A 22,540-nucleotide genomic window follows, 5' to 3' on the forward strand; every position below is an offset into this window, starting at 1 on the left:
GGGATGTCACTCCAGGGTTATTTTGTGCTGCCGAATCACCGTCGCCCAGCGGTTGCTGTCGGCCTGCACCATGGCGCCAAACTGGGCTGGGGTGCTCGGTGCTGCGGGCTCTACACCCAACTTGGCCAGGCTGGCGGCCACGTCCGGGGCCTGCACGGCCTTGGCAAATGCCTGGTGCACACGCTCGACCAGCGCAGGCGGGGCACCAGCGGGCAGGTACACACCAAACCAGGTCACCGACGAGTAGCCCGGCAGGCCGGACTCGGCCATGGTGGGCAGCTCGGGCGCCAGGCTGCTGCGCTTTTGGCTGGTCACGGCCAGGGCGCGCAGACGGCCGGCCTTGGCGTGGGGCATGCCGGTGGGCAGCGAATCAAACAGCACGTGGGTCTGCCCAGCGATGAGGTCCGGGATGGCCAGCGCCGTGCCTTTGTAAGGCACATGGGTCATTTCCACACCCGCCTGGGCGCTGAACGCTGCGGTGTTCAGGTGCACGATGGTGCCGTTGCCGCTGGTGGCGTAATTGAGCTTGCCAGGGTTGGCCTTGCCGTAGGCGATGAGTTCACCCACCGTTTTGACGGGCAGCGAGTTGGTGACCAGCAGCACGCTGGGCGCGTCCGCCACGTGGGCGACGGGCGTGAAGTCCTTGCGCGGGTCATAGGCCAGGCGCGGCATCAGGTGGGGCGAGATGGCATGGGTGCTGCTGGTGGTCAGCAGCAGGGTGTAGCCGTCGGCCGGGGCCTTGGCGGCTTCGGCCGTACCAATGGTGCCGCCCGCACCGGGCTTGTTGTCCACCACCATCTGCTGGCCCAGGTCGGCCGCCACACGCTGGGTGACCACGCGCGCGACCAGGTCGGTGGCCCCGCTGGCCGGGAAGGGCACGATCACGCGCACAGGGCGGTCGGGCCAGGTGGCTTGTGCGTGCACGGCAGACACGCATGCCAGCAGGCAGGCCAGGCCCAGCACTCGACGGCTCCAGGAAAAAAGACGCATACGGCACTCCAGAAGGATGGAAAAGCGAACGTTGGGCCAGACGTGCAGCCCAAGAATCACCCAGGACCCCTGAGTCGCGCTTGCGCAATCAACGGGAAATCAAATGGGCAGTCGGTGGGTCATCTTAGGAAGCACGGGCCTGCATGACCAACGCCAAATAGGCAAGCAGCTTTGCCATGGCGGCAAACCACTTCATACTTTGGGCTTTCGCCCGGCAACACGGGTTCCTCTCCACGCCTGCACCCTACCCTGCCCATGCGCCCCCAGCTCCTGCAAGACGCCGCCCTGCGCTACTTCCTGGAAGTGGCGCACAGCGGCTCGCTCACCGAAGCCTCCGCGCGTCTGCACGTGGCCGCCTCGGCACTGAGCCGCCAGATCGCCGGACTGGAGGCCCAGCTGGGCACGCCGCTGTTCGACCGCCACCCGCGCGGCATGGTGCTGACCGCCGCCGGGGAGATATTGGCCGTGCACGCCCGGCGCACGGTGCTGGACGCTGAACGCGCGCTGGGTGAGATCGGCGCGCTGCAGGGCCTGCGCGCGGGGCAGGTGCGCCTGGCCACATCGGACGCGTTTGCCAATGAGCTCGTGCCGCGCCTGTGCGTGGAGTTCCAGCGCACGCACACCGGCATCCAGTTCAGCGTGATCTCGCTGCCCACCGCCCAGGTGCCCGACGCGGTGCGCAGCGGCGCGGCCGACATCGGCCTGTGCTTCAGCCGCGCGCCGCACAAGGACGTCGAGGTCGCCTACCGGCAAAACGCCCCGGTGCTGGCGCTCGTGCCGCCCGGCCATGCGCTGGCGGGCGCGGCCAGCGTCACGCTCGCGCAGATGGCGGCCTACCCCCTGGCCCTGCCGCCGGTCGAGACGACCGTGCGCCAGATGATCGACATCGTCTGCAGCCGCCAGGGCCTGCAGCTCGAAGCCGTGCTCATCAGCAACCACGCCAAGACGGTGCTCAACTTCGTGGCGCACGGCGGCGGGCTGTCGGTGGCCAGCGAGATCGCGGCGCGCCACCTGGTCGCGGCCGGGGCCATCGTGGCCGTGCCCATCAGCGACGCTGGCATGGACCTGCGCGACCTGGAGGTGCAGACCCTGGCCGGGCGCAGCCTGCCGGTGGCTGTGCAGGCGTTTTTGGATCTGCTGAAAGAGCGACTGCCGGGGCGCTGGTAGCTTGATGGGCGCCGCAATAGCGGGCGCATAGCACACGACACCGCGTGAAGGATGGCAGAAACTTATGACGGTGCAGCCGGGGCGGCCCAGGCTGCGGACCGCGGCGCTGTGGTGTGCAGCCGCGTCATGTGCCGTCTTGTGGTCGAGGAAGGCCCAGGCGGATCGGTCCGCCGGGCGCTGTCGCATCCACCGGCATGCCGCCCCGCGTTACGCGCAAGCGGTGGTGCTGCGCCAATGCCTGGGCGACCTGCCGGACCTGCGGCATACGGTCGCGCCACACGCTGCCCTCAGGCGAGAGGGACCGAGCAACCTCCGACGGGCAGATGGTCGCGTCGGCTTGCCGCATCGACAGCAGAGCAAAGATCCGTTCTTCGATGTCTTGGTCTGTCATGGAGACTCCGTCGGCTTGCGACGACACCACCACCGTGTGCGCTACCCAACAACAGCAAGCACCTCAATACCCGTGCTGCGCCCGGAAATCCCGCGCCTTGCTGAAATGCCCGTTGCCGATGAACGGCACCGGCGGGCGCAGGGCTGACAGCGGCGAAGGATGGTTGGACATGAGCAGCAGGTGCCCCCGGTCCTGCGGAATCAGTGCACGCTTGGACTGCGCATGCGAGCCCCAGAGCATGAACACCACGGGCCGCTCGCCCTCGGCCACATGGCGGATGACGGCGTCGGTCAATGCCTCCCAGCCTTTGCCGGCGTGGCTGGCGGGCAGGCCCTCTTCCACCGTGAGTCCGGTATTGAGCAGCAGCACGCCCTTCTTCGCCCACTTCACCAGGCTGCCGCCCGGGTCAGGGAACGGAGGGAAAGCGGTGCCCAGATCCCGCTGCATCTCCTTGAAGATGTTCTGCAGCGAGGGCGGCAGGCGCACGCCCGGCGCCACCGAGAAGGCGAGCCCCTCGGCCTGGCCGCGCCCGTGGTACGGGTCCTGGCCCAGGATGACCACGCGCACCTCGTCCGGCGGCGTGAGCTCCAGCGCCCGCAGAGGGCGCGGCGGGAAGATGACCGCGCCGGCATCGATGCGGCTTTGCAGAAACCCCAGCAGCTTCTGCCCCACGGCCCCGGCAAAGAACCCATCCACCAGCGGCTTCCAGCCTGGCGCCACCGGCCAGGCGGCGGGGTCGGCACTCTGCAGCTGGGTGGGCGTCGGGGCAGCGTCATTCATAGTCAAATTGGCCTCTAGCGCTTGATTAATAAGCGCTTGTAGCTATTAAAACAATAGCAAATCAACAATCAGGCAAACAGCCGCGCCAGCGCTTCGCCCGGCTCGTCGGCGCGCATGAACGCCTCCCCCACCAGGAAGGCGTGCACACCCGCATCGCGCATGCGCTTCACGTCGGCGGGCGCGAGGATGCCGGACTCGGTCACCAGCAGCCGGTCGGCCGGCACATCCTTCATCAGAGCCAGCGTGGTGTCGAGCGTGACGTCGAACGTGCGCAGGTTGCGGTTGTTGATGCCCACCAGCGGCGTCTTGAGCTTGAGCGCGCGCTGCAGTTCAGCGCCGTCGTGCACCTCCACCAGCACCGCCATATCCAGGCTGCGCGCGATGGCTTCGAAGTCGGCCATCTGGGTGTCGTCGAGGCTGGCCGCGATCAGCAAAATCGCATCGGCGCCCATCGCTCGCGACTCGTAGATCTGGTACGCATCGACCATGAAGTCCTTGCGCAGCACGGGCAGCTGGCAGCTGGCACGCGCTTGCTTAAGGTAGTCCACGCTGCCCTGAAAGAACTGCTTGTCCGTCAGCACCGACAGGCAGGCCGCGCTCACCTTGCCATCGCCATCGGCATAGCTCTGCGCGATGTCTGCAGGGATGAAGTCGGCGCGCAGCACGCCCTTGCTGGGGCTGGCCTTCTTGACCTCGGCAATCACCGCCGCCTGGCCCTTGGCGATCTTGGCGCGCAGCGCGCCTTCGAAGTCGCGCGTGAGCACGCGGCTCTCGGCATCGGCACGCACCGCGTCGAGGGGCATGCGCTTCTTGGCGGCGGCCACTTCTTCGTGCTTGACGGCCACGATCTTGTTGAGGATGTCAGACATTTGAGTACCAGTTGGAGTAATACGCTGCGCGCATGTTGAATAGGTTGCTTTGCAAGTCTAAGAAACCAGCCGAGCGCCGGATCGCCGGATCTCCAGTCGATGAACCAACCGGTCCACGCACTTGTCGAGAATCTCCAATTGGGTGGCCAAGTTGGACTTCAGAGAGGTTGGCATGTCCACAGAGCATAGGGTGGCGACAGGACCCGAGGTTCTGTGGCGCAACTCGACTTCGACCGTGAGAACGCCATGATGGAGCGGCCCACTGTGGCAGCCAATGGAATGCGACGCATCCAGTTGGATCGGTGCCACGTCCTTTTCCACCGACTCCAGCCTGCGCTTCGTGATGTCCAGGATCCAATACGCACTGTATGTGGATCTCCGGACGTGCCACCGCAACACAGCTGCTGCGCCAAAAAGGCAAAGCACGATGACCCACCATTCGGTCGCGAGCAGCGGCCACCGAAAAATCAGCACGATATAGCCCATTAAGCAAAGCGGCAGAACCGTCAAGACGCTCGTCCATACTGTTTGCTTTTGCACCCGTGCGGGCAGGTACAGACAGGCTTCCATCTCAACGACAGCCGCTAGGTCGTGGACATCTTGCAGCATGCGATGCCCACTTTTCATTGTCTGCTCCGAGGTCACACCGCGAGCGCATGCGTGCGCGTCACCACCTGCTCCAGCTTGGCCAGCGCTGCGCCGGAGGCGACGGCGGCGCGCGCTTTGGCCAGACCTGCGGGCACCGAGTCGACCACGTTGGCCGCATACAGCGCTACGCCCGCGTTTAGGCAGACGATGTCCTGCGCAGCGCCGGGCTCGCCCTTGAGCACGCCGACCAGCATCTCGCGCGACTGCTCGGGGGATTCGACCTTCAAGGCGCGGTTGCTGGACATGGACATGCCGAAGTCCTCGGGGTGGATTTCGTACTCGGTGATCTGCCCGTTCTTCAGCTCGCCCACCAGCGTGGCCGCGCCCAGGCTCACCTCGTCCATGCCGTCGCGGCCGTAGACCACCATGGCGTGTTCGGCGCCCAGGCGCTGCAGCGCGCGCACCTGGATGCCCACGAGGTCGGGGTGGAACACGCCCATCAGGATGTTGGGGGCACCGGCCGGGTTGGTCAGCGGGCCGAGGATGTTGAAGATGGTGCGCACGCCCAGCTCCTTGCGCACCGGGGCCACGTTCTTCATGGCCGGGTGGTGGTTGGGCGCGAACATGAAGCCGATGCCCACCTCTGCGATGCACTGCGCGATCTGCTCGGGCTTGAGGTTGATGTGGATGCCCAGGGCTTCCATCACATCCGCACTACCGCTCTTGCTGGAGACGCCGCGCCCGCCGTGCTTGCTGACCTTGGCGCCCGCCGCCGCGGCCACGAACATGGAGCAGGTGGAGATGTTGAAGGTGTTGGCACCGTCGCCGCCCGTGCCCACGATGTCCACCAGGTGCTTGCTGTCGGGCACATGGACCTTGGTGGAGAACTCGCGCATGACCTGCGCGGCGGCCGTGATCTCGCCGATGGTTTCCTTCTTCACGCGCAGGCCGGTGACGATGGCCGCCGTCATGACGGGCGAGAGCTCGCCGCTCATGATCATGCGCATCAGGTGCAGCATCTCGTCATGGAAGATTTCGCGGTGCTCGATGGTGCGCTGCAGCGCTTCCTGGGGGGTGATGGACATGGTGATAAATCCTGTCTGCGTTAATTCTTCAATGGCGCGTGGCAGCCGGCGCAGTCCACGGTACGGGCGCTGCCAGGGCGAGTGCACCCGTGGATCCGGCTTTGCCGGTCCACCGGGTGCGTCCCCAAGGGGGATGACGCGAAGCGGCTCAGGGGGTGCTTCATTGCGACGGTTGGTCGGTGAAGGCGAGCTTGAGGCCAAAGCCGATGAACATCGCACCGGCGATGCGGTCGAGCCAGTGCATGCCGCGCTGCACCGCGCCCATGCGGCGCGCCATCCAGCCTGCCGCCAGCGCCCAGCCCGTGTTGACGGGAATCGCGTTCACGTTGAACAGCACGCCCAGCAGCACGAAGGCCAGCGCCTTGTTCTCGGTGCCCGGCGCAATGAACTGCGGCACGAAGGCGAGGAAGAAGATCGCGACCTTGGGGTTGAGCACGTTGGTCCAGAAGCCGCCCATGAAGACCTTGGACAGCGGCGTGGCCACCTCGTCGGCAGACGCTTTGGCGGCCGCCAGCGCGGCAGCGCTGCCGCCATCGCCCGAGGGCCTGGACAGCAGCATGCGCACGCCCATCCACATCAGGTAGGCCGCACCCACCCACTTGAGCACAGTGAACGCCGTGGCCGACGTGGCCAGCAGCGCGCCCACGCCCACGGCGGCCGCAAAAATGTGCACGAAGCACCCGGCCGTGATGCCCAGGCCGGCGACGATGCCCGCGCGGGTGCCGGACTTGAGGGCGTTGGACACGATGTAGAGCACATCCGGGCCGGGCGTGAGGTTCAGCAGCCAGCCGGCCGCGATGAACATGAGCAGTTGGTGGCTGTCGGGCATGGTGTTACGACCAGCGTCGCTCCGGCTGCAGGCGGTGCAGGAAGGTGGTGAGCGAGTCGCGTGGTGGCGGCACTGCATGCCCCGCCAGGATGCGGCCGGCCGCGCCCCGGTGGTAGGTGCCGTGCACCACGACGTGGTTCAGTATCTCGGCCCGCGTCATGGTGCCGGTGTCGCCATCGGTGAAGCGGAACTGCACGGGCTCGGCCAGCTGGTCCGCGGTGAGGCCGCCGGCGTACTGGAGGTACCAGTCATCCGAGGTGCGGACGGCCTCGCGCAGGGTGGGCAGCGCCGGTGTCTCGTCGGTGTTGGTGGCTGCGTAGGCAGTCTGCGGCAGGCCCTGCAGGTGGCTCGCGAAGATGCGGTCCACCACGTAGGTGTGGTTCAGGATGCGCACGAAGAGCCGGTGGTCGTCGGCGGGCAATGCCGCCTGCGACGCCTCGCCCAGCGCGAGCAGTTCCTGGTTGGCCCAGCGCTTGTACTGGAACAACTGGGCGAACGAGCCCGACGCTGCTGCAGCATCGGCGAGCGCCGTCATGCGCGCTGCTCCAGGAAGTTCTTCAGCATCGCGTGGCCGTGCTCGGTGAGGATGCTCTCGGGGTGGAACTGCACACCCTCGATGGCCAGCTCCTTGTGGCGCACGCCCATGATCTCGCCGTCATCCGTCCAGGCGGTGACCTGCAGCACATCGGGGCACGCGGCGCGCTCGATGGCCAGCGAGTGGTAGCGGTTGACCGTGAATTTATCGGGCAGGCCTGCGAACACGCCCTGCTGCGTGGTGGTGATGACGCTGGTCTTGCCGTGCATCAGCTCTTGCGCGCGGACGATGGTGCCGCCGAACGCCGCGCCGATGCTCTGGTGGCCCAGGCACACACCCAGGATGGGAAGCTTGCCCGCAAAGTGCTGGATTGCCGCCACCGAAATGCCTGCTTCGGCAGGCGAGCACGGGCCGGGCGAGATCACCAGGCGGTCGGGGGCGCGCTGCGCGATGCCTTCGAGGGTGATCTCGTCGTTGCGGAACACCTCGACATCGGCACCCAGCTCGCCGAAGTACTGCACGATGTTGTAGGTGAAGCTGTCGTAGTTGTCGACCATCAAGAGTTTCATGCTGCGCTCCCTGCGGTCTGTTGTGTGGCCGCGTCGCTGGCGTGCCCGGCGCGCAGGCGCGCGAACTCGCGGTGTTCGTAGGCAATGGAGGCTTCCATGATGCCGCGGTAGATGGCTTCGATCAGGTGGGGTTGGCCGCCTTCGGCCTGGGCCGCGGCGCGCACGCGGCGCACGATGGCCTCGATGCGGGCCACGTCGCGCACCTGGGCGTCACTTTGCTTGATGCGCGCGGCCTGCGTCATGTAGCCACTGCGCTCCACCAGCAGGGGCACGAGGATGTCGTCGAGTGCATCGATGCGTGCGCGCACCTCTGCCATGGTGGTGCAATGCTGCACCTTGTCGATGGCTTTGGATGGCTTTGTGGGGGCGGTCATTCCAGGCCCTCCTCGACGAGTTCTGCGGCGCGCAGCAGGGCGCGGGCCTTGTGCTCGGTCTCCTTCCATTCCAGCTCGGGCACCGAGTCGGCCACCACGCCGGCCGCCGCCTGCACGTAGAGCGTGCCGTTCTTGATGATGCCGGTGCGGATCGCGATGGCCACGTCCATGTCGCCGGCGTAGCTCAGGTAGCCGCAGGCACCGCCATACAGGCCGCGCTTGGTCGGTTCGAGCTGGTCGATGATTTCCATCGCATGCACCTTGGGCGCGCCGGTGAGCGTGCCGGCCGGGAAGGTGGCCTTGAGCACGTCAATCGCCGTCATGCCGTCGTTGAGGATGCCTTCCACGTTGCTCACGATGTGCATCACGTGGCTGTAGCGCTCGATGGCAAAGGCCTCGGTCACCTTCACGGTGCCGGTCTTGGCGATGCGGCCGATGTCGTTGCGCGCCAGGTCGATCAGCATCACGTGCTCGGCGCGCTCCTTGGGGTCGTTGATAAGCTCGACCTCGGCAGCCTTGTCTTTCTCGAGCGTGGCGCCGCGGGGGCGCGTGCCGGCCAGGGGGCGGATGGTGATCTTTTGTCCATCGGGCGTGTTCTCCTGGCGCACCAGGATCTCGGGGCTGGCGCCCACCACGTGGAAGTCGCCGAAGTCGTAGAAATACATGTACGGCGACGGGTTCAGCGATCGCAGCGCGCGGTACAGCGAGAGAGGGCTTTCGGTGTAGCGCTTGTGGATGCGCTGGCCCACTTGCACCTGCATGAAGTCGCCCGCGGCTATCAGCTCCTTGGCGCGGTCCACGGCGGCGAGGTAGTCGGCCTTGGAGAAATCGCGCTGCGCGGGGTGGCTTTCGGTGGGCTTGACGATGGGCGCGCTCACCGAATATTTGAGCTGCTCCTTCAGGTCGCGCAGGCGCTTCTTGGCCTTGGCGTACGCCTCGGGCTGTGCCGGGTCGGCGTAGACGATGAGGTAGAGCTTGCCCGACAGGTTGTCGATGACGGCGAGTTCCTCGCACTGCAGCAGCAGGATGTCGGGGCAGCCCAGGGTGTCCGGCGGGCAGGTGTCTTCCAGCTTCTTTTCGATGTAACGCACCGCGTCGTAGCCGAAGTAGCCGGCCAGGCCGCCGCAAAAGCGCGGCAGGCCGGGGCGCAGGGCCACCTTGAAGCGCTTTTGGTACGCCTCGATGAAGTCGAGCGGGTTGCCCGCGGCGGACTCCACCACCTGGCCATCGGTCACGACCTCGGTCTTGGCGTGGACGCCGAAGCCGCTGGCGCGCAGCAGCGTGCGCGCCGGCAGGCCGATGAAGCTGTAGCGCCCGAAGCGCTCGCCGCCCACCACGGATTCGAGCAGGAAGCTGTGCTTGCCGCCGTCCTTGCTGTGCGCAAGCTTCAGGTACAGGGAGAGAGGGGTTTCGAGGTCCGCAAAGGCTTCGGCCATGAGCGGAATGCGGTTGTAGCCTTCGCCGGCCAGGCTTTTGAATTCAAGTTCTGTGATCACGGGGAGAGCTCCCAGCTGTCGCAGCGCGTATCCCGGCATTTCAACGACACAGGGCGCTGCGGTTCATTCGGTCGGCCCGCCGCAAGAAGGGGGGCCACGGGGTGCACGCTGGGGCGTTGGCCCAGGTGCCATCAGGCGTTCAAGCAAACAGGCTGACGCCAGGGCCAGGCTCCCCGGTCGCTGCAACCTGTGATGAACACGTGGTGAATGAACATGGGCCAAAGTGTAGCAAAGCTTTTTTGAGCCCCGTTCTGACAAGGCGCACAGGCTGCGCCGCAACCAATCGAAAACCCTGTTGCGGGAATTGCGGCGCGCAGCAACAATTTGAAACGAACGACCGTTCTTTTTTAGAGGAGTTGCGCATGAAGTTTGTAAAGCAATGCGCGGTGGCCGCAGCGGCTTGGATATGGGCGATCAGCGCCGTGGCCCAGCCCGTGACCGTGTCCGACGTCAAATACGCAGAGACCACAAGCCTGAGCGGCAGCACGCTGCAGCTCAATGGCGCCGGCGTGCGCTACAAGGCGGTTTTCAAGGTCTACACGGCTGGCCTGTACCTAGAGAAAAAAGCCCAGTCGACGCAGGAAGTCGCCGCACTCAAAGGCCCCAAGCGCGTGAGCATCACCATGCTGCGCGAGATCGACTCCACCGAGCTGGGCAAGCTGTTCTCGCGCGGCATGGAGGACAACATGGACAAGGCGGCGTTCTCAAAGCTCATCCCCGGCGTGCTGCGCATGAGCCAGATCTTTTCTGACCACAAGAAGCTCAAGGCAGGCGACCAGTTCATGATCGACTGGATCCCGGGCACCGGCACCGTGATCACCGTCAAGGGCGAACCTCAGGGTGAGCCCTTCAAGGAGCCAGAGTTTTTCAACGCATTGCTGGGCATCTGGCTGGGCAACACCCCGGCCGACTGGAAGCTCAAGGACGCACTGCTGGGCAAGTCGGCCAACTGACGGCGCCGTGCTGCCCAGGGCACGCCATCCGCGGCGCCCCGGGCAAACCCTCCCCGAGGTTGCCCTTGTGTGTCGCACGTCCGACAGATGCTGACAAAGCCGGCGCTTAACCTTGATTCGGCGGCTCCACAGTCCCTACGCCCCCTGACCTGCAATGCGCATTCCGCGCAAGGGAAACTTGGCGCCGGGCTTGTCCGCGGCCGCATGTGAAGCGGCCTTTTGCCACGTACTGACTTCCGCCTTCGCCCTCTACGCGCCAGACACCACCATGAAACTCAGCAATCTCTCCGTTGGCCTGCGCCTGGGCGCTTCGTTTGGTGCCATCCTGCTTATCACCGCCCTCATCGCTGCCACCGGCATGTGGCGCATTGCCGGCCTGCACGGTGCGAGCGAGCGGGTGGCCACGCAGGAGATCGAGCAGCAGCTGCTCGTGGAAAACTGGGCGGCCGACATCCGGCTCAATTGGGTGCGCACCGAGGCGTTCCTCAAGGCGATTGACCGCGACTACATGGACAAGCTCACGGCCGATACCGAGGCCACGGCCAAGGGCATGGATACCAAGGTGCAGCGCATCGAAGCACTGGCCCAGGGCGAACAGACGCGCACGCTGCTCGCAGCCATTGCCGCGGCGCGCACGGCCTACAACGGCAAGCTGACCGAGATCCGCGAGCTGCACCGCGGCGGCGAGCCCAACGTGCCCGCCATTGTGGACAAGGATCTGCGCCCGCTGGCCGACAAATACCTGAAGTCGCTCGACGACCTGCGCCGCGCCATGGCCACCCAACTGGCGGAGAGCCAGGCAGACACCGGCACCCTGGCCAAGGCCAGCCAGGTTCTGCTGGGTGTGGGCACGCTGGTGGCTGTGGCGCTGGGCACGTTGCTGGCCTTCACGGTCACGCGGTCCATCGTGCGGCCGGTGCAGCTCGGTCAGCGGGCCGCAGAAAACATTGCCGACGGCGACCTGACGCACCCCATCGCAGCGGGTGGCAGGGACGAAACAGGGCAATTGCTCCAGGCGCTGGCCACGATGCAATCGCGGCTGGCCACCATTGTCGGCAACGTGCGCTACAGCGCTGAAGGCGTTGCCACGGCCAGTGCCGAAATCGCGTCGGGCAACAACGACCTGTCGGCCCGCACCGAGCAGCAAGCCTCGGCGCTGCAGCAGACCGCCGCCTCGATGGAAGAGCTGGGCTCCACCGTGCGCCAGAACGCCGACAACGCGCGCCAAGCCAACCAGCTGGCCATGAGCGCATCCACCGTGGCCCAGCAAGGCGGCGACGTGGTGGCCGAAGTGGTAGACACCATGAAGGGCATCAACGACAGCAGCAAGAAAATCGCCGACATCATCAGCGTGATCGACGGCATTGCGTTCCAGACCAATATCCTCGCGCTGAACGCCGCTGTGGAAGCCGCCCGCGCCGGCGAACAGGGCCGGGGGTTTGCGGTGGTCGCAGGCGAGGTGCGCAGCCTCGCGCAGCGCAGCGCCGAAGCCGCCAAGGAAATCAAAGGCCTCATCGGCACCAGTGTGGAGCGGGTGGAGCGCGGCACGGCGCTGGTGGACAAGGCCGGCGCGACGATGACCGAAGTGGTCAGCGCCATCCGCCGCGTGACCGACATCATGGGCGAAATCAGTGCAGCCAGTGGCGAGCAGAGCCAGGGGGTCTCGCAGGTAGGTGAAGCCATCACCCAGATGGACCAGACCACTCAGCAAAACGCGGCCTTGGTGGAACAAAGCGCTGCGGCAGCCGACAGCCTCAAGACACAGGCCGGTCAGCTGGTGGAAGCGGTGGCCGTGTTCCGACTGGCGTCAGGTGCGTCTGCCATGGCGGCGAATGCGGACTCTGCGGCCGCAGCAGGGGCACGACTGGGATATCACGGTGGCGCTGGCCCGCGGCGGCTTCCTGCTTAAGGCAGGTTGAAGGCCTAGCGCAAAAACCGGTGCAGCAATACGGCCGCCCCGGTCAACGGCGCCCGCAACATTGCCAGTCAGCGCAGCGCGGCGAGCGAATCGACAAAGCCGTCGGCATCCACGGCGCGCACCGGCTGGCCATGGTTGTAGCCGTAGGTCACCAAGACCACGGGGCACCCTGCCGCCCGCGCGGCCAACGCGTCGTTGCTGGAGTCGCCCACCATCAGCGTGCGCCCCGGCGCTGTCCCGAGGGCCTCGCAGGTCTTGAGCAGCGGCAACGGGTCGGGCTTCTTGCGTTCGAAGGCATCACCGCCAAACACGATGTCGAAGAAGCCATCAAGCCCCTTGGCCTTGAGCAAGGGTACGGCGAAGTCGGTGGGTTTGTTGGTCAGGCAGGCGAGGGGCAAGCCCGCCTTGCGCAGCGCCTGCAAACCCTCCACCACCCCAGCGTAGACCGCGGAGTACTGGCCATTGATCGCCAGGTAGTGTCGCTGGTAGCTCTCCCAGGCGGCGGGGTATAGTGCTTCTATTTTTATAGCATCAACCGCTTTATCAGTAAGCGCTAGCACGTGATTTAACACTGAACGCAGCAGATTCTCCGAACCCTTGCCCACCATGTTCTCGATACGCACGGCTTCGATAGGGGGCAGATCCAGATCGCGGAGCATGCGGTTGATCGCTTCGGCGAAATCACCCATTGTGTCGACCATCGTGCCGTCCAGATCGACGATGGCAGCGTCCAGTTTTTTCTGATGCAAGGGAAGAAAGTTCAAGATGGACGCAGTGAAGTTGGCGATTCCTTCAATGGTACGGCGAACGCCGCAGGCCGACGCGCGCCGATCGGCTAGGAAGGCTGCGGGGCCCCATGCGCCTGTGCAATGACAGGGGCGGGCGCCGCCTCCCCGGGCGCTGGCGGTTGACGGAGCAATGGACGCGGCGGTCTTGCCGCGATGATGGCGCGAGGGCACGACGTCTGGCATGACGTCAAAGCACGAAAGCCATCGCAGATCAGCAATTGGCTCGAAAAACATTGGTATTGAAGACTTTGCATAGGGGACGACTAGTGCAGCCAGTTCCGGTCCGGACGATTCCGGGCTGGTTACCCATAGCGTCGCGCGCGCTTTCAGGCCGCTCCGTAGGTTGACGGCTCAAACCGTGTAGGCGGCCATCTCAACCAGGCCGCAGGGGGAACGTCCATCGACTGGCGTTGAACGAACGATGACGAGTGAACAGACACCCAGCACTGCGTCACCGCGCACACCATTCACCCGTCTCCGATTCAGCGAAGGCCGAAGGAATAGGATTCGGGCGCCCCTGTCTGATCTGACAGGTGGCGGCTTTGTCGCGATTGGATAGAACACGCCATGTTCACGCTGCCCCGCTACCTTCACTCCCTTGAGCAGTTCCATACCGTGCGGACTCTGCAGGAACTGACACAGTTGTTGTCGAGCGTCGGCCAGTCATTGGGGTACGACAACGTCGTGCAGGGTCTTCAAAGCTACTCGCGCCAAGGCGGGCTGCATGTCGACTCGACCTCGGTGATTTCCGACAACTGGCACAGCCACTATCTGGAGAACACTTACTACAGAGTCGATCCGCGGGTGCACCATTGCGCGCGCCACACCACCCCACTGATGTGGAGCGGCGCGGACGAATACGAGAATTCTCAGCCCACGCAGATGATGCGGGAGGCCTACGACTTCGGCCTGCGCGCCGGCATCTACGCGCCCACGCACAGCATGGATGGCCGCTTCAGCCTGGTCTGCATGAGCTTGCGCAATGCGCCCCTGGCCGAGGCGCAGGACCAGGTGCGCCACACGGCCCCGCTGATACCTGCCCTGGCTGCGCACGCCCACGAGGCGGTGCTGCGCATCTTGCGCGCCGACTCTGCACAGGAACCGGTGCTCACGCGGCGCGAGTGCGAGTGCCTGCAATGGGCCGCTGCCGGTAAGACATCGTGGGAGATTGGCCTCGTCCTGAGCATTGCCGAGCGCACGGTGAACTTCCACCTGAACAACGCCATGGCCAAGCTCGGCTGCCACAGCCGGCAGCACGCCATCGTGAAAGCGCTGATGCAAGGACTGGTCGGCCTGTAAGAACAGGCAGTTCACATGGCAACGCGCCTGCGCTGCAATCTCCCTGCTTCATGCGCCGTGCGTGGAGCTTTTCATTCGGGAGTTTTCATCTTGCGCACTGCCTCTGTTGCCTTTGTTTTCAGACCACGCCCGACTCTCGCTGCCGGCCTCGCTGCCGGCCTCGTGGGCCTGCTCGCAGCCTGCGGCGGCGGCGACAACGACGACGCGTCGGGCACACCGCGCCACGCCATTGGCGGCACGTTGACCGGCCTGGCCGCCAATGCCGTACTGGTGCTGAACAACAACGGTACCGACCCGCTGCGCCTGAGCGCCAACGGCACTTTCAAGTTTGCCGAACACGCTGCCGCCTACCGGGTTGAAGTCGCCACCCAGCCCGCCGGACAAACCTGCACCGTCACCCATGGCAGCGGCACAGCCACCGCCGCCGTGGCCGACATTCAGGTGAACTGCACCGCAGGCAACGGGGGCGGCACCGGCCCAGTCATCACGGCGGGCATTGCTGGCATCCTGGGCGAATGGCAGCAGAACACCTGCGGCGCCGCAGGCGGCGGACAGTGGGCTCGCAACTACCTGCGGCCAGTGCAAGTGAACGACACGACCATCTCGCACGTACAGGGCCTCAAGCTTTTCACCAACAACCAGTGCAGCGGAACCGGCACGGTGCTGGGCGGCACGGCCATTGGGCAAGTGACGTTTTCACGCTCCGAATCCAATGCCGGCGTAGCGGCCAACTGGGGGACTTTCCGCCAAATCACCGGCCTCACCAGCCAAGCCATCTGGGCCAAGCGGGGCGAGAACACCCTGTGCCTGCTGGGGGACGAGAACCCATCCATCCTGCCCACGCTGGCACGCGTTGCAGCGGCGCTCGACACCCTGCCCGCATCGGCCTGCTACAACCGCCTGTAGCAACCGGCTGCACTGTGGCGCGCACCACGACATGGTGCTGCAGGCGTGCGCCGGGACGGGTGTGAATCTGCGCGGGGGATCAACGCAGGCTCAGCGTCTGCCGCTTCCAGCCCGCGTCCTGCCAGCGCTGGAACAGCGGTAATGCGGCCACGTCGCCGGTTACACGCTCGGTGGTCAGTCCATCGATGCGAAGGATCTCAAAACTCTTGCGATAGCGACCCTGGCCGCGTGCCTCGCGCGCCACCAGCATCTGTTGGCCGCCAGGCACCCAGCCAGCCCATTCCACGTAGCCGGTTTCAGGCGTCGCTGCGGCGGGAGGCAGCACATCCACCACCCAATCGCTACCCGCCTTGCGCATCACCCACAACTCGCGCCAGCCCTCCAGGGGCTGCACCGCCAGGGCTACCGCGTTGCCTTCCCGATTGACGGTGGCCGAAGCTGTCCAGACCACGCCGTAAGTGCAGCGGCGCACCAGTGGATCCTTGGCTCCGTGCTGCGCATCCACGAGCAGCACGCAGGTCTCGCCCGGCGCGCCGGGCTGTACCACCACAGCAGGCCGCTTGGCGTCGGCCACCAGTGGGGCAGCTGGCACCAACGCCCAACGCACGGCGCCGACGCGCATCGCGGCATCGTTGTAGGCGACCTGATCATCGTCAGGAAGGTCACTGCGGCTCACACCCGCAAACTCTGCCAGGCCCCGAGAGGCAGCCGCGGCTACGGCGGGGGCGAGTCCGCCGTCTTTTCGCGCCTGCTGAAAGGCCACCGCGCTCCAAAGACTCGCCCGGCGCATCTGCACGCGGTTGCGCAGGTAGCTGGGCAGGCTTGCCACCTCGACTTTCTCCAGCAACTGGGCCTGCCATTCCTGGAGCTTGGCACGCTCGTGGGCAGGCAGGTCGGGGTTGGTGCATTCCGGCCGCGTGAGCGCCAGCGCCGCCCGGGCGCGCTGGTCGGCGTCTGCAGCAGGCAGGGCCAGCAGCCGGCGAAATGCCTCGCCGTCGTAGCAGACCTGCATGCGACCTTCCACCTCGTAGGTGGTGAACCGCACGCCGTAGCCGTTGGCCACATCCAGATGGGCCGACAGCGCCGCACCGTTCGCCTTGCCGGTGGCCGAGCTCGAAGGCGGCAGCGACGCCCGGCGCGCCAGGCGGTCGGCCAGCGTGCCCAGGGCGTCGAAGGCCTGCGCGCCTTGGTCCCCCGTGAGCGCGGCCACAGGCGCGGCCTGCAGGTAAGCCGCCGTCAGGCCAATGCCCAGCGCTTCAGCGCCCGGCGTGTCCCGCACGAATTGCAGCACCGACAGCAGCGCGGGGCCATCGGCCTCGGCCAGTGACACCCGGCGCACGTCGCTGGCCCGGATGAATCCGCCGCGTTCGCGTTTGTGATCCCACACCTGCAGGTAGTCCATGCGCTCGCCGCGCACTTCCAGCACTTCGCCTTGCCACAGCACAGTCTGCTGCTGGGCCGAGTCGCGGGGTGCGGCCCGCAGGCTGGACTGGTCTTGCACCACGATGGCGCTGCCCAGGCCGTTGGGGGGCGCGGGTGGTACCGCAGCGGTGGCGACCATGGTGGCTGCGGAGGCGACAGCTGCGACGAATGTGGCGATGGTGCGGTGCTTCATGTTCATTGCTCCGTGACCTGGCTGGTGGAAGCATCGTCCGCACCTGCCGCGGCAGCCTGCGCGGCCGCCGCCTGCGCGTTGCGGTTGCCGCCGAGCAGGGCTGCGCCAATGAAGTCGCCATTGGTGGGCGGGGGCGCGATGATGACCTGGATCTTGTCCGAGAGCTTGTCGGCCAGCGTTTTCTGGATGAGCAGCGGATGGCGGGTAACCAGCGCACCTTCGCGGGCCATCTGCTCGGCATTCACCTTGCCGATGCGGTCCATGCGGTAGGCCTCGGCCTCGGCAAGCTTCTGGCGGGCGTCGGCCTCACCGCTGGCTTCGATGCGGCGGGCCTGGGCGCTGCCTTCTGCGGCCTTGATGCGCGAGACCTTTTCGGCTTCGGCCTCCAACTGGCGCTGCTCGATCTGGCGCTGCTTGAAAGGCAGCACGTGTTTCATGGCCTCCTCCTGGGCACGCGCGGCGATCACCTGTTCGCGTGCAGAGGCCTCAGCGGCCACTTCTCGGCGGACCTTATCGGCCGAGGCGTCGAGTTCGGTTTCCTTCACCCGCTTGTCCTTGAGCTCCAGCGTGTAGCGCATCTTTTCGGACGCCAGTTCTTCGGCCAGCAGGCTGTCCATGCCGCGGCGGTATTCGGCGGGCAGGTCTACCTTGCCGATTTGCACGCTGCGCAGCACCACGCCATCGGCGGCAAGGCGGGTGCGCAGTTCGGTCTCGATGATCTGTGCGATCTCGGCGCGCTTGGACGAAAAGATCTCCCGCACCGTGTAGCGGGCAAATACCTTGTAGACCAGGCCCTGTACTGCGGGGGCGACGATGTCGGCGTCCACGTCGTCGGGCAGGTTGCCTGACTTCACTGCGGGTGAAGCCGGGTCCAGGGCGTAGCGCACGCTCAGGTCCAGGCCGAACGACAGGCCTTCCACAGATTGCAGCGGTGCGTTGCCAGTGGCCTGGCGCATCGCCTCAGGCCGGTAGCTTTGGTCACGCAAAGAAAAAACACGCACGTTGTGCACGCCAGGCAGCACCCACACGCCGCCGTCGCGCCACTGCGTGACCGAGCCGGTGAACTGGTTCACGCGCTGGCCCAGCTCTCCCTGGTCCAGGTGGCGCACCGGCGGGTTGCGCACCACCGCCACGCCAGCAGCCACCACCACCGTACCCAGGGCCAGCCAGCGCACGGTGCGTGCCGTAGGCAGCAAATAGGCCCCGCGCAGGGGACGGCTGTCTTCGGCGGCCCAAGGATTGGCCGCTGCGGTACCCACTGCGTTGTCGTACTGAGCGTCCATCGCTGCTTCAGCGGCGGAGGGCGTGGCGGCGGAGCGGCCGCGCAGCGCTTGGACGATGCGGTTCCAGGTGAATTTCATGGTGTTCTCTCTCTCGGATGGGTTGAATTTGTTGTCTTGGCCTGAACAACCGAGTGGCTGTTCATTGGTAGGTGATTCTTCGGAGAACACCCGGAAGCAACAACGCGCACCACAGCCCAGAGTCCGCCCGCCGCCCGAGCAATTGCTCCGACCTCGGAAGAAAAACTCACACCTGCCCCGGTGGAGCGCCGGGATAATCCGGCCAACCCCACTGCAAAGCGCTTTCATGACCCCCATCGCACGCATCGCCGTGATCGAAGACGACCTGCCCACCAGCAACCAGCTGGCCGGCTGGATTGCCAGTGCGAAGAGCGGCATCGTGATCGACCAGTGGTTCACCCGCGACGACGCCGAAGCCGCGCTGGCGCGCGAGCACTACGACGCCGTGGTGCTGGACATCGAACTGGGGCGCGAGCGCCATGCGGGCGTGGCGCTCATCAACGCGATCAACAAGCTTGGCCAGGGCACGCCCGTGCTGGTGGTGTCGGCCATGCCCGCGGCCATCTACCGCAGCATCATGAAAGCGCTGGACGCGTGGGACTACCTGCAGAAGACGACCTTCGAAGAGGCCGACTTCATCGAGACCTTTCTCGACATCCTGCGCACCACCCAATCCTCACCCGCCCACGGTGCGCCCGCTGCAGCGCCGGGGGACGCCCTGGTGCTCGACCCGCTGTGGCAGCGCACGCCCACTTGGCGCGGCGAGCGCATCAACCTGCCGCTGACGGCCCAGCGCATCCTGGCCACGCTGCACCAACGCAGCGGCGAAGTGGTCTCATACGACGAGCTGTTCGAGGTGGTCAAGAGCGGCCGCAACCGCGACAACGTGCGCAAGCATGTGAGCACCATCCGCGAGGCGCTGCGCGAGGTCGATCCGTCGTTCGAAGGCATCGAGAACGTTCCGATGCGTGGCTTCCGCTGGGTGAAGAAGTGAAGCATCCCCCTGAGCGGCTTCGCCGCTTCCCCCTTCTCTCGACTGGCTGCGCCATTCGGGAAAGGGGACGCCACCAGCGCACGCAAGCTAAGCGCCGCCCATGCAGCTTGGCGGCCCTTGCGCGGCGGCCCGCGCCTGGACCTCGCCAGTGGCGCAGGCTTGGCGCTTCAATCGACACTGCGGAGAACCCTGTATGAAGCGCCTGCTGCGGCGCCCGGCGCTGGAGATGCCGCGGCTCGAAATGCCCCGCCTGGGCCTGCCGGCGTTTCGCCTGCGGATTCTTGTGCGCAGCGTGTTCGTGCTGCTGGCGCTGGCCACCGTGGCGCTCAGCGTGGTGCTGCTGAAGGAAGAAAAGGAGCGCGCCTGGCAGAGCTATCAGAATGGGTTCAAGCGCAGCCAGTCCGAAGTGATGGCACGCCTGCGCCACCCGTCCGGCCAGCTGGCACTGCTGAACGCGCACATCCAGGGCCAGGGCGCCACGCCGCTGGCGCCGCTGCTGCTGCCCTATGCGGCCATCGACTTCGACGACCAGAACAAGGCCCAGCAGGCGGTGGAGATGGCGGGCTGCGCCGTGCAGTACCCCGATGGCGCCACGGCCTGCGCGGCGATCGGCAACAACCCTTATGCGGGCGGCTTCATCTACCTCGTGGGCAGTTTCTACGCAGGCGAGCTGGTGCCGCGCGAACGCGGCGCGCTCGACCTGGCCGCCGTGCACCGCGCCCGGGTGACGCTGGACATGCGCGGCACCACGTCCCGCTGGGTGGCGCCGTTCGAGGCGCTGCCGCCGCAAGGCAGCATCCAGACCCGCGGCCGGCTGACCGGCTTTGCGGATGTGGGTGAAGAGACGCTTGACGTGCGCGCCCGCCCAGTGCGCGACTTCCGCGGCTGGCTGTGGCAAAGCAATGCGTGCCGCGACCCGGCGGGCACCGCGCCCGGCTGCCTGCGCCGCACGTTCTATTCGATCCGCCTGCCCGTGGAGCTGTTTCGCGAGGCCCTGTTCGGCAAGCAACCTCTGGTCTGGCCGCCCGAGGACCTGGGCAGCATGCGCGTGCGGGTGGAGATGCTGGGGCCCGCTGCCGGCGCCGGCGGCAACCCCTCCGGCACGCCCGCGCTGTTCGACAGCAACACGCCCGGCGCGCAGCCCGCCGCGTCGCTGGCCGACGTGGCCCGCTCTCTGCTGCCGGGAGAAAAGGTGCAGATCCGCAAGCTGGGCAGCAGCGAGCAGGATGCGCTCACGCTGCGGGGTACCGAAGTCGAAGCGGGGCCCACGGCGCCATGGCTGATCCGCCTGATCAGCTGGCTGCCGCTGGACCTGCAGGGCCCGGGCGAAGCCAAGGTGCAGGAGGTGCCCGCCGGGCTGGACATCCTCGATACACCGCAGGGCAACTATGCCGTGACCTTCACCGGCAACCTGCGCGGTGTGGAGCAGGGCCTGGCGGTGGTGGCCACGCGCATGTCGTGGTACCTGGGGGCCATGCTCGCGGCCATCGCGCTGGCCTGGCTGGCGGTGGAAGTCGGCCTACTGCGGCGCGTGACCGCGCTGACGCGGCGCGCGGCTGCCGTGTCGTACAACGTGCAGGACGGCCACATCGGCCCGCGCTTGGGCGACCTGGATGTGTCGGACCTGCGCGGTTCGGACGAGCTGGGCATCCTCGCCGGCGGCCTGGCCGACCTGCTGCAGCGCGTGAAGGACGACATCCAGCGCGAACAGCTGCGTGCCCAGCAGGAGCGCGACATGTGGCACGCGGTGGGCCACGAGATCATGTCGCCGCTGCAGTCGCTCATGGTGCTGCACGGCGGGCCCGGCGACCCCGGCCACCGTTATGTGCAGCGCATGCAGCAGGCCGTGCACGTGCTCTACGGCACGGCATCACCCGCCGAGGCGCTGCAGGCTGCCGACCTGCCCCAGGGGCGGCTGGACCTGGACGCTTTTCTGCGCCACGTGGCAGACAACGCGCACTTCGCGGGCATCGGCAACGTGGTCTACCAGGGCGGCACGGGGCGGGTGGTCGTGCGCGCCGATGAGTTCGCGCTGGAGGACGTGGTGACCCACATCCTCGGCAACGCAGACCGCTACCGCCCGGCGGGTACGGCGATCACGCTCACGCTCAAGGCGTCGGAGTCCACGGCCAGCGCCACGCTGCACAACCAGGGCTCCACCATCGAAGAGGACTTGCTCGGGCGCATTTTCGAGCTGGGCGTGTCCGACCCAGGCTTGCCCACGCCGCCAGGCGGTTCGGAGCACCGTGGCCAGGGCCTGTTCGTGGCGAAGACCTACATGGCCAAGATGGGCGGCACCGTCAATGCGCGCAATACGGATGACGGCGTGGCGTTCACCTTGACCTTCCAGCGCCTGGGCTGAGGCCGGTTGCGCACCTGCCAGGGTGGCAGAGAAGGCACCTGCGCGCACGGCGGCGGGGGGTGCCGTCCGACAGCGGCGGCGAGGCCCTAGCCCTACGCTGCAGGATTGCACCGCACCCTGGTGCGCCCTGTCACAACCGCGCAAGGAGACCTTCTCATGCCACGCTTCGCCTTTATCACCCCCGCTCTCACCGCTGTCCTGCTGGCAGCTTCCGCTACGGCGATGGCCCAGACCCCTGCCCCTTCGGGCGACGCCCGTGCCCGCTACGAGCAAGAGCGCGAAAAGTGCATGACGAACAACACCCAGGATTCGCTGGCGACCTGTCTGCGTGAAGCCAACAACGCGCTGGACGCATCACGCAAGGGCCAGCTGAGCAACCCCGGCCCGGCCGCTTCGGAAAACACCACCCAGCGCTGCGAAGCCTTTCAGACGGCAGCCGAGCAGGCCGAGTGCGTGCGCCGCACCCAGTCGTCTTCGGTGAGCGGCTCCGTGTCCGGTGGTGGCGTGCTGCGCGAATCGGTCACCACCACGGTGATTCCGGCCAAGTAAGCACTCCGGCGCTCAATAAAACCGAATGAAAATGAGCACTACCGCTTGCCTATCAAGCGTCAACAGCTATCAATAAAATAGCAAACGCCCTCCGCAGCGGGCGCGCCCCTAGACCATCGCACCCGTGGAGCTGGCGATACCAGGCCACCGGGTGCTTCCCCCTTGGGGAAAGGCGCGCAGCG

At 66.5% G+C, this 22,540-nt stretch carries 22 protein-coding genes; 8 read left to right on the top strand and 14 right to left on the bottom strand.

Annotation, left to right across the window (positions count from 1 at the left end):
• Positions 1 to 6: 6 nt before the first annotated feature.
• Complete coding sequence (locus tag ACSQ3Q_RS22395) at positions 7 to 990, bottom strand: Bug family tripartite tricarboxylate transporter substrate binding protein (protein ID WP_436136512.1); 984 nt, start codon at positions 988 to 990, stop codon at positions 7 to 9.
• Positions 991 to 1,245: 255 nt separating this feature from the next.
• Here ACSQ3Q_RS22395 and ACSQ3Q_RS22400 point away from each other — a divergent pair, with 255 nt between their 5' ends.
• Positions 1,246 to 2,157 carry a LysR family transcriptional regulator gene (locus ACSQ3Q_RS22400; protein ID WP_436136513.1) on the top strand — a complete coding sequence of 304 codons (912 nt, stop codon included), beginning with the start codon at positions 1,246 to 1,248 and terminating at the stop codon, positions 2,155 to 2,157.
• Between the two features lie 124 nt (positions 2,158 to 2,281).
• Here ACSQ3Q_RS22400 and ACSQ3Q_RS22405 read toward each other — a convergent pair whose 3' ends face one another.
• From ACSQ3Q_RS22405 to trpE, 10 genes are all read right to left on the bottom strand, one after another.
• The gene (locus ACSQ3Q_RS22405) at positions 2,282 to 2,548 is read right to left on the bottom strand and encodes a DUF3253 domain-containing protein (RefSeq protein ID WP_436136514.1); all 267 of its coding nucleotides are present in this window, start codon (positions 2,546 to 2,548) and stop codon (positions 2,282 to 2,284) included.
• Positions 2,549 to 2,611: 63 nt separating this feature from the next.
• Positions 2,612 to 3,328 (bottom strand): uracil-DNA glycosylase, encoded by a 717-nt coding sequence (locus ACSQ3Q_RS22410; RefSeq protein ID WP_436136515.1) that lies wholly within the window; start codon positions 3,326 to 3,328, stop codon positions 2,612 to 2,614.
• 68 nt (positions 3,329 to 3,396) lie between these two features.
• Positions 3,397 to 4,197 (bottom strand): indole-3-glycerol phosphate synthase TrpC, encoded by an 801-nt coding sequence (trpC, locus tag ACSQ3Q_RS22415; RefSeq protein ID WP_436136516.1) that lies wholly within the window; start codon positions 4,195 to 4,197, stop codon positions 3,397 to 3,399.
• A 57-nt stretch (positions 4,198 to 4,254) separates the two neighbouring features.
• Positions 4,255 to 4,824, bottom strand: a complete 570-nt coding sequence (locus ACSQ3Q_RS22420) for a hypothetical protein (RefSeq protein ID WP_436136517.1) — start codon at positions 4,822 to 4,824, stop codon at positions 4,255 to 4,257.
• A 14-nt stretch (positions 4,825 to 4,838) separates the two neighbouring features.
• The gene (gene trpD, locus ACSQ3Q_RS22425) at positions 4,839 to 5,870 is read right to left on the bottom strand and encodes an anthranilate phosphoribosyltransferase (RefSeq protein ID WP_436136518.1); all 1,032 of its coding nucleotides are present in this window, start codon (positions 5,868 to 5,870) and stop codon (positions 4,839 to 4,841) included.
• Between the two features lie 160 nt (positions 5,871 to 6,030).
• Complete coding sequence (locus ACSQ3Q_RS22430) at positions 6,031 to 6,699, bottom strand: LysE family translocator (protein WP_436136519.1); 669 nt, start codon at positions 6,697 to 6,699, stop codon at positions 6,031 to 6,033.
• Positions 6,700 to 6,703: 4 nt separating this feature from the next.
• Complete coding sequence (locus tag ACSQ3Q_RS22435; protein WP_436136520.1) at positions 6,704 to 7,234, bottom strand: DinB family protein; 531 nt, start codon at positions 7,232 to 7,234, stop codon at positions 6,704 to 6,706.
• Positions 7,231 to 7,803 (bottom strand): aminodeoxychorismate/anthranilate synthase component II, encoded by a 573-nt coding sequence (locus ACSQ3Q_RS22440; protein WP_436136521.1) that lies wholly within the window; start codon positions 7,801 to 7,803, stop codon positions 7,231 to 7,233. The genes ACSQ3Q_RS22435 and ACSQ3Q_RS22440 overlap by 4 nt, the downstream gene beginning before the upstream one ends.
• On the bottom strand, positions 7,800 to 8,177 hold the full coding sequence (locus tag ACSQ3Q_RS22445; protein WP_436136522.1) for a chorismate mutase: 378 nt from the start codon (positions 8,175 to 8,177) through the stop codon (positions 7,800 to 7,802). Before ACSQ3Q_RS22445 ends, ACSQ3Q_RS22440 begins: the two co-directional genes overlap by 4 nt.
• Positions 8,174 to 9,673, bottom strand: a complete 1,500-nt coding sequence (gene trpE / locus ACSQ3Q_RS22450) for an anthranilate synthase component I (RefSeq protein ID WP_436136523.1) — start codon at positions 9,671 to 9,673, stop codon at positions 8,174 to 8,176. Before trpE ends, ACSQ3Q_RS22445 begins: the two co-directional genes overlap by 4 nt.
• 362 nt (positions 9,674 to 10,035) lie before the next feature.
• Between trpE and ACSQ3Q_RS22455 the strand changes: the two genes are divergently transcribed.
• Together ACSQ3Q_RS22455 and ACSQ3Q_RS22460 are read left to right on the top strand one after the other, a co-directional pair.
• Positions 10,036 to 10,626, top strand: coding sequence for a chalcone isomerase family protein (locus ACSQ3Q_RS22455; RefSeq protein ID WP_436136524.1), 591 nt, complete (start codon positions 10,036 to 10,038; stop codon positions 10,624 to 10,626).
• A 268-nt stretch (positions 10,627 to 10,894) separates the two neighbouring features.
• Positions 10,895 to 12,535: a methyl-accepting chemotaxis protein gene (locus ACSQ3Q_RS22460; protein ID WP_436136525.1), complete on the top strand. Its 1,641-nt coding sequence runs from the start codon at positions 10,895 to 10,897 to the stop codon at positions 12,533 to 12,535.
• 77 nt (positions 12,536 to 12,612) lie between these two features.
• Here the strand turns inward: ACSQ3Q_RS22460 and gph are convergent, their stop codons facing one another.
• Positions 12,613 to 13,308: a phosphoglycolate phosphatase gene (gene gph, locus ACSQ3Q_RS22465; RefSeq protein ID WP_436136526.1), complete on the bottom strand. Its 696-nt coding sequence runs from the start codon at positions 13,306 to 13,308 to the stop codon at positions 12,613 to 12,615.
• Between the two features lie 591 nt (positions 13,309 to 13,899).
• Between gph and ACSQ3Q_RS22470 the strand changes: the two genes are divergently transcribed.
• Together ACSQ3Q_RS22470 and ACSQ3Q_RS22475 are read left to right on the top strand one after the other, a co-directional pair.
• Positions 13,900 to 14,631: a helix-turn-helix transcriptional regulator gene (locus ACSQ3Q_RS22470; protein WP_436136527.1), complete on the top strand. Its 732-nt coding sequence runs from the start codon at positions 13,900 to 13,902 to the stop codon at positions 14,629 to 14,631.
• Positions 14,632 to 14,721: 90 nt separating this feature from the next.
• On the top strand, positions 14,722 to 15,537 hold the full coding sequence (locus tag ACSQ3Q_RS22475) for a hypothetical protein (RefSeq protein ID WP_436136528.1): 816 nt from the start codon (positions 14,722 to 14,724) through the stop codon (positions 15,535 to 15,537).
• A 79-nt stretch (positions 15,538 to 15,616) separates the two neighbouring features.
• Here the strand turns inward: ACSQ3Q_RS22475 and ACSQ3Q_RS22480 are convergent, their stop codons facing one another.
• Together ACSQ3Q_RS22480 and ACSQ3Q_RS22485 are read right to left on the bottom strand one after the other, a co-directional pair.
• The gene (locus ACSQ3Q_RS22480; RefSeq protein ID WP_436137056.1) at positions 15,617 to 17,098 is read right to left on the bottom strand and encodes a hypothetical protein; all 1,482 of its coding nucleotides are present in this window, start codon (positions 17,096 to 17,098) and stop codon (positions 15,617 to 15,619) included.
• Between the two features lie 56 nt (positions 17,099 to 17,154).
• Entirely contained in the window at positions 17,155 to 18,513 is a 1,359-nt protein-coding gene (locus ACSQ3Q_RS22485; protein WP_436136529.1) for an SPFH domain-containing protein, read from the bottom strand.
• A gap of 235 nt (positions 18,514 to 18,748) precedes the next feature.
• On the opposite strand from ACSQ3Q_RS22485, the gene ACSQ3Q_RS22490 reads away from it, so the two are divergent.
• The 3 genes from ACSQ3Q_RS22490 to ACSQ3Q_RS22500 all read left to right on the top strand — a co-directional run bounded on the left by ACSQ3Q_RS22490 (position 18,749) and on the right by ACSQ3Q_RS22500 (position 22,358).
• On the top strand, positions 18,749 to 19,447 hold the full coding sequence (locus ACSQ3Q_RS22490; protein ID WP_436137057.1) for a response regulator transcription factor: 699 nt from the start codon (positions 18,749 to 18,751) through the stop codon (positions 19,445 to 19,447).
• Between the two features lie 193 nt (positions 19,448 to 19,640).
• Positions 19,641 to 21,809, top strand: coding sequence for a sensor histidine kinase (locus ACSQ3Q_RS22495; protein WP_436136530.1), 2,169 nt, complete (start codon positions 19,641 to 19,643; stop codon positions 21,807 to 21,809).
• Positions 21,810 to 21,965: 156 nt separating this feature from the next.
• Complete coding sequence (locus tag ACSQ3Q_RS22500; protein WP_436136531.1) at positions 21,966 to 22,358, top strand: hypothetical protein; 393 nt, start codon at positions 21,966 to 21,968, stop codon at positions 22,356 to 22,358.
• Positions 22,359 to 22,540: the final 182 nt, after the last annotated feature.

Source organism: Acidovorax sp. LjRoot129, assembly GCF_964253765.1.
Taxonomy (GTDB): Bacteria; Pseudomonadota; Gammaproteobacteria; order Burkholderiales; family Burkholderiaceae_C; genus Acidovorax.